The sequence below is a fragment of the Shewanella surugensis genome (assembly GCF_023284005.1).
GTDB lineage: Bacteria > Pseudomonadota > Gammaproteobacteria > Enterobacterales > Shewanellaceae > Shewanella > Shewanella surugensis.
This window is the reverse complement of sequence record NZ_JAKIKS010000007.1, coordinates 1-7,749: the sequence shown is the minus strand read 5'-3', so window position 1 is coordinate 7,749 and position 7,749 is coordinate 1. Positions and strand designations below refer to the sequence as shown.

At 37.7% G+C, this 7,749-nt stretch carries 5 protein-coding genes; all 5 read left to right on the top strand.

The features are described 5' to 3' along the window. Positions 1–438: 438 nt before the first annotated feature. The gene (locus tag L2764_RS28495) at positions 439–1,539 is read left to right on the top strand and encodes a methyl-accepting chemotaxis protein (RefSeq protein WP_283106890.1); all 1,101 of its coding nucleotides are present in this window, start codon (positions 439–441) and stop codon (positions 1,537–1,539) included. 169 nt (positions 1,540–1,708) lie between these two features. Further along, on the top strand, positions 1,709–2,053 hold the full coding sequence (locus L2764_RS03065; RefSeq protein ID WP_248938776.1) for a hypothetical protein: 345 nt from the start codon (positions 1,709–1,711) through the stop codon (positions 2,051–2,053). Positions 2,054–2,701: 648 nt separating this feature from the next. After that, positions 2,702–2,848, top strand: a complete 147-nt coding sequence (locus L2764_RS03060; RefSeq protein WP_248938775.1) for a hypothetical protein — start codon at positions 2,702–2,704, stop codon at positions 2,846–2,848. A gap of 373 nt (positions 2,849–3,221) precedes the next feature. Further along, positions 3,222–5,192, top strand: coding sequence for a methyl-accepting chemotaxis protein (locus L2764_RS03055; protein WP_248938774.1), 1,971 nt, complete (start codon positions 3,222–3,224; stop codon positions 5,190–5,192). A 204-nt stretch (positions 5,193–5,396) separates the two neighbouring features. Continuing rightward, positions 5,397–7,640 carry an FUSC family protein gene (locus tag L2764_RS03050; RefSeq protein ID WP_248938773.1) on the top strand — a complete coding sequence of 748 codons (2,244 nt, stop codon included), beginning with the start codon at positions 5,397–5,399 and terminating at the stop codon, positions 7,638–7,640. Positions 7,641–7,749: the final 109 nt, after the last annotated feature.

The window sequence follows — 7,749 nt, the reverse complement described above, 5'->3', positions numbered from 1 at the left end:
CTAGAGGTGAAAACGGCTAAATATTATTATTTTTACTGGTTTAATTGTTACATTTGATACTTTTTGGTTCGAGTTCTTGTTTTTTTGGGTCGCCTATAAGTCTATAGCTCATTAGGTCGTACTTGCTGGCTAATATTGGGGCCTATTCTTCATTTTCTGGTTTAAAGCGATTGCACTGTAATGATGGTTTTTATCTTATTCATTCACTGCTGGATAGACGTTCGTGTATTTAAAGGATTATATGGTATGAAAAACATTGAGTAATGAACACACTGGCTGTGATTTTCTATTTGATTTTTAAGCTGTTTTTAGTTGTAAATAGCGAAAAAAGGAAAGCGTGAGTGGTGTAAATGGCTTTCACCTTATAGCACTATTACATTCAGTTAAAATTTGATTTGAATGAGTGAGTTGCTTTAACCCTACAGAGATAATATTGAAATGTTTTTTAGAAGTACAAAAAAAATTGCTGAGCTTGAGCGTATCAATAAAGAGAAAGTCAAAGAAATTGCCCTATTAAAACAAGAATTGGCGAGTAAAGCGGATAACCGTGAGGCATTAGTTCAAAAAATATCAGAAGGTAAACAAGCATTAACCCATCAACAAGGTTTGAATGAACTTTGGCTTAATTCCGCCGATATGATTATTGGCATTCGAGAGGAAATTGCGGATTCTGCTAATTCTTTGGTGGTTAACCGTGACGACTTTAAAGGCTCTATATCATTATTTGATAATATCATTGAGTTGTTACATACCACTGTCGATGCCACTTCTGTGATTAACACTGATACCGACAAAGTGTCTGGTTCTATTGCGGATCTCAAAACGGTGACGGAAGGGATTAACGGTTTTATTACCTTAATTCAAGGGATCACAGAGCAAACCAATTTACTGGCACTGAATGCCGCGATTGAAGCGGCCCGTGCGGGTGAGCAAGGCAGAGGTTTTGCTGTAGTGGCGGATGAAGTTCGCGCGCTAGCGAAACGCTCAGCCGACGCAACCAATGAAATTGCGTCGTTAATCACCCAAATTAATCAAGGTATGGACAGTGTGGTCGAAGGGATTGGTCATGTTGGCATCAATAGTTTGAGCGTCAGAGAAAACTCTGAGTCTATTCAACACACCACCCAAAAAGTGGTGTCAGTATCGCAACAAATGTATGCGGTGATCAGCAATACCACGGCAAAAAGCTTTATCCAAACGGTAAAAATGGATCATATCGTTTGGAAGCTTGAAGTGTATAAAGTCATGTTAGGCATGTCAGACAAAACCATGAGTGATTTTGCCGACCACACGATGTGCCGATTAGGTCAATGGTATTATCAAGGCGAAGGGGCGGATAAATATTCCTCGCTGCCTTATTTTAGAGCGTTGGAGAAGCCTCATGTTGCCGTACATCAAAATGGCATTTCCGCCCTTGATGCCTTAGCGCAAGGTGATGAAGCCAAAGCAGTACAATATTTAGACTTAATGGAAAAAGCCAGCGCCGATGTACTGAGCCATCTATCCGCACTCGGTGGTGCGATGGACATTGAGATGTAGGTTGGACTGGCACTAAAAATTGCTTTAATAAAATGGGTCAGTTTTGCTGGCCATTTTTTTTATTGCTTATATTGAGTGTTGTACTCCAACTTCTGGGTAAGATTAGGAGGACATTGTTGGTTGACGGAGTCATCTCAATCAATATGCAGATTCAAGGAAGAGTTAAACAATGAAAAAAATTACACCTGCAAGACTTTATTTACCTAAACGCTATATTTTAGCCTTTAGGGTTATTATGCTGTTGGTTTATTGGCCACTTTTTTATGAAGCCTATGGCGTTATAAGCAGTGGTGTGGCGGATACGGGAAAATTTGTTTATGTGTTCGCTCAAGGGGAGTACTTTGGGTATTTTGGCTATTTAGGGAGAAAATTAGCTTTTGGACTCCTTTTTCTCTGGTTTGGGAGCCTTGGTGTGAGGGATCTCAAGCGTGCTGATGAGGATGAGAAAAAAGCGGCTGTAAATAATGGTAATAATGCAAATAAAGAAAAGATAGAAAACAAAAAAGAAGGCTAAGCTTCGTTTGTCACCATCTCGCTGTTAATCAGCCCCAGTTCGCTGGGGCTTTATTTATTGGGAGCAGAATTTGGCCTAACCAGAACAAAGTCTACAGTCTATAAAACAACTATTTTGGCCGATATAGTGAAACAACTTGAATGATGGTTTGAGGAGTAATCATGGTCATTCTTTTCTTGATAATATTACTGATCATTGATTTTTTGTATATTGGGATACTATTATTTATTTTTACAAGCAATAGGGCGAATAGCAAGGTAGCGTATTTTTTTCGATGTGCGGGGTGTTTCGTGTTTAATGCTAAAGGAAGGATAATCTATTCATTTGGCTCTTATAACTTAATTGGTTTGTGTTGCGATGCCGTTTATATTGGGGTGATACTATTATCCTACCATAAAAAATATTCTGATTTTAAGTCAGTTAAAATCACTCGAATATTATTTTGGAAGTGCATTTGTATTACAATACAAACTGGTGAAAGCGTTAAGATTGTATGCAAGCGTCAGCAAGCCAAAGAGGTTGAACGTATGTTGAGCAGATTTATCTTAGCTCCCAAGGGTAAGGATAAATCAAAAATATCAGTGATGAGTCGATCAAGTCGTCGCTGATTATCCTAGTTAAGTTAAGGATTCAAGGAAGAGTCAAACAATGAAAAAACTCACACCTGCAAGACTTTATTTACCTAAACGCTATATTTTAGCCTTTAGGGTTATTATGCTGTTGGTTTATGGGCCACATTTTTATGAAGCCTATGGTGTTATAATCAGCGGTGTGGCGCTTATTGCTGAGATCTAGGGGTAAATTTGTATATGTGTTCGCTCAAGGGGAGTATTTTGGGTACTTTGGCTATTTAGGGAGAAAATTAGCTTTTGGACTCCTTTTTCTCTGGTTTGGGAGCCTTGGTGTGAGGGATCTCAAGCGTGCTGATGAGGATGAGAAAAAAGCGGCTGTTAATCAGCCCCAGTTTGCTGGGGCTTTATTTATTGTGGGTAGAATTGCAGTTTATGGAATATTTTGACGATATAGTAAATACACTTGATCATTTTGGCATTATTTTTTACGTTTCATAAGATTAAGTTGTTTAATACTTTAGCAATATTGAGCGTTACTGTATAAGGATGTGTTAAAGTTTGGTGTGCCATTTACGTAGCTATTGCAGGAGAGCTGAATGCTAACGATCCGTAGTAAACTTATATCCGCTTTTTTAATCATTGCACTATTACCCGTATTAATAGTCGCTTTTATTACTTCACAGAATGTAATCAAACAGGCTAAAACGAGTTTCATTCAAACCAGCAGTGCTGATATTGCAATCGTTGATCAGTCATTTAGTAATTTTTTTGATGTACTCAGTTACAATGTGTCTTTTTTGGCCGATACCACTCTCTTACGTGATACCAATAAAGGGGATATTAGCACTTATTTTAATGGTAACCGTAAACCTTCAGAAGTGGCTATGGCTAATGGCGGCCGAGAACGGGCGCTCTTTGAGTTATTCAGTGCGGTAGGTAACAATAACCCAACCTTAGGCTTTGTTTATATGGGTAATAAAGATGGCCAGTATCTGGAATGGCCCGGCACAGCAGACTATGAAAACTGGGATCCCCGCAGTGAACCCTGGTTTGGTTTGGGGGAAAAAGGTAATTTTCAAGTTCAGCGTATCGATGGCTATTACTGGGAGCCGGATGATGCTGTCTATGTTTCAGTGTTAAAAGCATTTAAAAATGAGCAAAATGAATTTGAAGGCGTGGTTGCGATAGATGTCTCGGTGAAGGCATTGACCGAAATGGTACAAAAAATTAAATTTGGTGATACGGGATTTTTGATGATCGTCGAAGGCAACGGTAATATTCTGGTCGATGCCAATAATCCCGATAATAATTTTAAAGCCTTGAGTACGCTTAATGCCCCTTATTTCAACACTATCGCGACCACTGATTCAGGCGCTGTTGAATTGGATATTAACGGTACCAGTTATATGGCGAATATTGTTAATTCACCCGGATTAGGCTGGAAAATTATCGGTTTTAAACAAAGTGATGAAATATTTTCCTCTGCGAGTCAATTGATCTGGGTAACAGTGATCGTCAGCGATTTGTTGATTGCGTTATTTGTCTTTTTAGGTGTTATTTTTGCTAGGCATATCGTTGATCCGATCAATGAAGTCAAAACTGAGCTGAAAACGTTGGCAGAAGGTGAAGGCGATCTGACCACTCGATTAAATATCAAGAGTAAAGATGAAACCAGTGAGTTGGCGAACTGGTTCAATCAGTTTATTTCTACCACACAGGGAATGATCCAAGAAATTAAAAGAAACGCGGGTAAAATTAACAGTGTTTCTGCTCGTGCTAGTGACAGCGCAATACAGGTTGCCGATTCATCTGATCAGCAACTGATTGCGATTGAGCAAGTGGTGACCGCTGTATCCCAAATGTCGGCGACAGCCAATGAAGTAGCAAAAAATTGTGCCGATACCGCAGATGTGTCTCAAGAAGGATTAAAGGCATCTAAAAATGGTAAAGATGTCATTAATACCAGTATAAAAAGCGTACAAGAGTTAGGGCTGAGTATTCAAGCATCTAACCAGGTTATTCAGGAACTGGAGCAAGAGACAGAAAATATTAACAATATATTATTAACGATTCAGGGGATAGCGGAGCAAACCAATTTATTAGCTTTAAATGCTGCAATAGAAGCCGCCCGTGCGGGTGAACAGGGGCGGGGTTTTGCCGTTGTTGCCGATGAAGTCAGGAATCTGGCAAAACGCACTCAAGACTCCACCGGTGAAATTAACCATATTCTTGGCATGTTAACAGAGCGAACAAAGTTAGTGTCAAAAAATATGTATGTCAACTTAACTAAATCAAATCAGGCGCTTGAATTATCTGAACAAGTCAGTATCGTTTTTGATAATATCGATATTTCGGTAGAGAAAATTCGTGATATGGCCACACAAATAGCCAGTGCCGCAGAAGAACAACATTTAGTGACTGAAGATATCAGTAGCAATATCGTCTCTATTAGTGACGCGGCTTCTATGATGTCAGTATTATCAAAAGAGGTCGAAATCAACGCCAAAGAACAGGCGAAGCTTGGTGAGATCTTGATCGATCGGGTCTCAAATTTCAGAACAGAGTAACACTTCAATGTATATTTTATTGTATATCAAGTGATTTGCTATTTTTAAGATTGAATTTTCAGGTAACCACTCTCCCCTGACTTTTGAGGGGGGGGGCTTGTCTGTGAGCGTATTGGTTCGTGCATGAATAATGCTAGCTTAAAATGTATTATTAATAATTTATGTTATTGTTTATGTATTGGTATCGTTTTCATGGATTGAACATTGGAGCAATTTCGTAGCCTACAGCGTTATACGTTAAAAATGAGGCTATTTAATGCCCTTAGGGCGACATTAATTTTTTTGCTTATTATTTTATTTGCGACTTTTTTCCAACTTCCTCTGACCCTCTTTGCTATTTATCCAGCCTTGTTTCTTATGTTCTATTCTAAAGATGAGTCTTATACGGCTGGGACTTCTTTAGTTTGTGGTGTGTTATTGAGCGTTGTATTAATGAGTATTTGTATTCATTTCTTGTCACAACAACCTTATTTGTTTTTCTTTTTTTCTTTGCTTATTTCATTCGCTCAGGCGTATTGGGTCGCTGAAACAATGCGTAATCGCTGGCCACATCAAATTACAGCCATTTTTTCTATTATCGTGACTGTAACGATTGCCTTCACTGCCAGTTCAACTTCTGAAACGACGGAAGGATTTGCTACTCAATGGTTGGTACAGTTTCTGATAGGGTTGGTGATCCTCTGGTTTATTACTCAATTGGTTTGGCCATTACCAAGAAGCTTAGATGTATTGAAAGTGTATAGTGGACTGATTGAAGAATATATTTTTTTGTTAAAGCAAAATGTAGAAGCCTTTATACAAAAAGAAAAAATTGAGCGTATTCCTGTCGCTATCACTTTGAATACGCTTCATGACATAGAAGTATTAATTAAGACACGCAAGAATCATTTGAGTAATGAAACACCTCACTTTCAGGTGTTGCTCATTCAACTCGATGCTTTATCACATTTAATGGTAAATATCCGATTAATAGAAACAGTATTAATCAGGCTCAATGATAAAGAGATAGATATTGATGCGCGCCGACATGTTGGATTTGAAATCATGTCGTTAGTGCGTCGTTTAGATATTTTAATGCAATGTTTTTTATTTAATAAAATACCGCAGGAAGCATTTATTCTTGATAATGTGGAAAGTGGAGCAGAAAATGAAATACAAATACCATATAAATTGAGTGGTATTTATGTGCATATACATGCTGCGGATAAAAATATTACGGTATTAATGGATAGCCTCAATAAAGCAAGTGATCATGCTCGCTATTTGATGACGAGTAAAAATGATATAAAAGAATATGTTAAGATGGATTTTAAAACGCTACACGTTGATAGTTTGAAAAGCGCGATTAAGATGATGTTGGCAATAACGCTAGCCCTTCTCATGCACATTGTTTTACCGAATGTACCAGCAAGCAGTTATCTCGTGATTAGTATCGTTGTTATGCTGTCTCAAGTTAATCTTGGTGGTATTCACCTAAGATTACCATTATGGATATTTGGGATCGTTACCGGTATGAGTTACAGCATTTTAGGTATATTCATTATCAGTGCACAAGAACATTTAATTTTACTCATAGTGTGGATGGCGGCAGGTTTTTTATTTGGCAGTTATTTGGCTGCGGGTTCCGCTAAAACAGCCTACGGCGGTGTGCAGTTTTGCATTGGTATGACGATGACATTTGGTAGTCAAGCTTTGCCATTAAGTCCTCCTGATGAAACTTTCGAAAGATTGATTGGAGCGCTAATTGGCTTTTTAATCTCATTTTTAGTGGCTCACTTCATCTGGCCTCAACAACCGCGTCAACAATTTAGGGATTCTGCTGCTAACATATTGATTGAAGCTAAAGGTTTTTTATTAACACTGATAAAGTTTAATTATGAAGGGGTTGATGAAATAGAAAAGCAATTTTATCAAGTGAGTCTCAGTCTGCGATCTAACCTTATTATCATTAATGATTACAGTCATACCTTTCATAAAAGTGCAATGATTGAAGAATACATGCATCAAGTTAACTTGTCTTGTAGTCGATTATCTTTGCAAGTTATCACTGTTTATGATGTTTTTAAAAATCTTGAAAGTCTTCAGGAAAAGATATGCTATGTACAAATTTTTGTTGAGCACGAAGAGGTACTTTTTAACTTAATTGAGGAAGCCTCTGAAATGGTATCTGATGTTGAAAAGCGGGTGAGAGAAAATATATTGGACTTTCAACTGAAGTTAAGTACTTTTTTATCGAAAATAGAAGGTGAGTCATCTACGTCACTGATTGATGTTAAAGGTGAATATTCACAAAGTAAGGCCTATTATGCTGAGTTTGCACTACTGGGGGTAATAAGTGAACTGCAAACGATTTCCAATTTTATATTAAAAACAGCTTGCTATGATCAATCTACTGGTCTTGTCGATAAAAGTAAGAGTATGAATGTTGAATTTAAAAAGGACAAATGATGAAACGGTTTCGATTACTTTTTTATTCTATCAATGCTTGGTTAACTGCATTGTTATTATTGTTTCTATTAATGGTCATATTTTTTATTTTAGCCGATCGTTATACACC

Coding starts and splice junctions, on each gene's coding strand:
- L2764_RS03065 (WP_248938776.1), top strand. CDS start 1,709: ATGAAAAAAATTACACCTGCAAGACTTTATTTACCTAAACGCTATATT.
- L2764_RS03060 (WP_248938775.1), top strand. CDS start 2,702: ATGAAAAAACTCACACCTGCAAGACTTTATTTACCTAAACGCTATATT.
- L2764_RS03055 (WP_248938774.1), top strand. CDS start 3,222: ATGCTAACGATCCGTAGTAAACTTATATCCGCTTTTTTAATCATTGCA.
- L2764_RS28495 (WP_283106890.1), top strand. CDS start 439: ATGTTTTTTAGAAGTACAAAAAAAATTGCTGAGCTTGAGCGTATCAAT.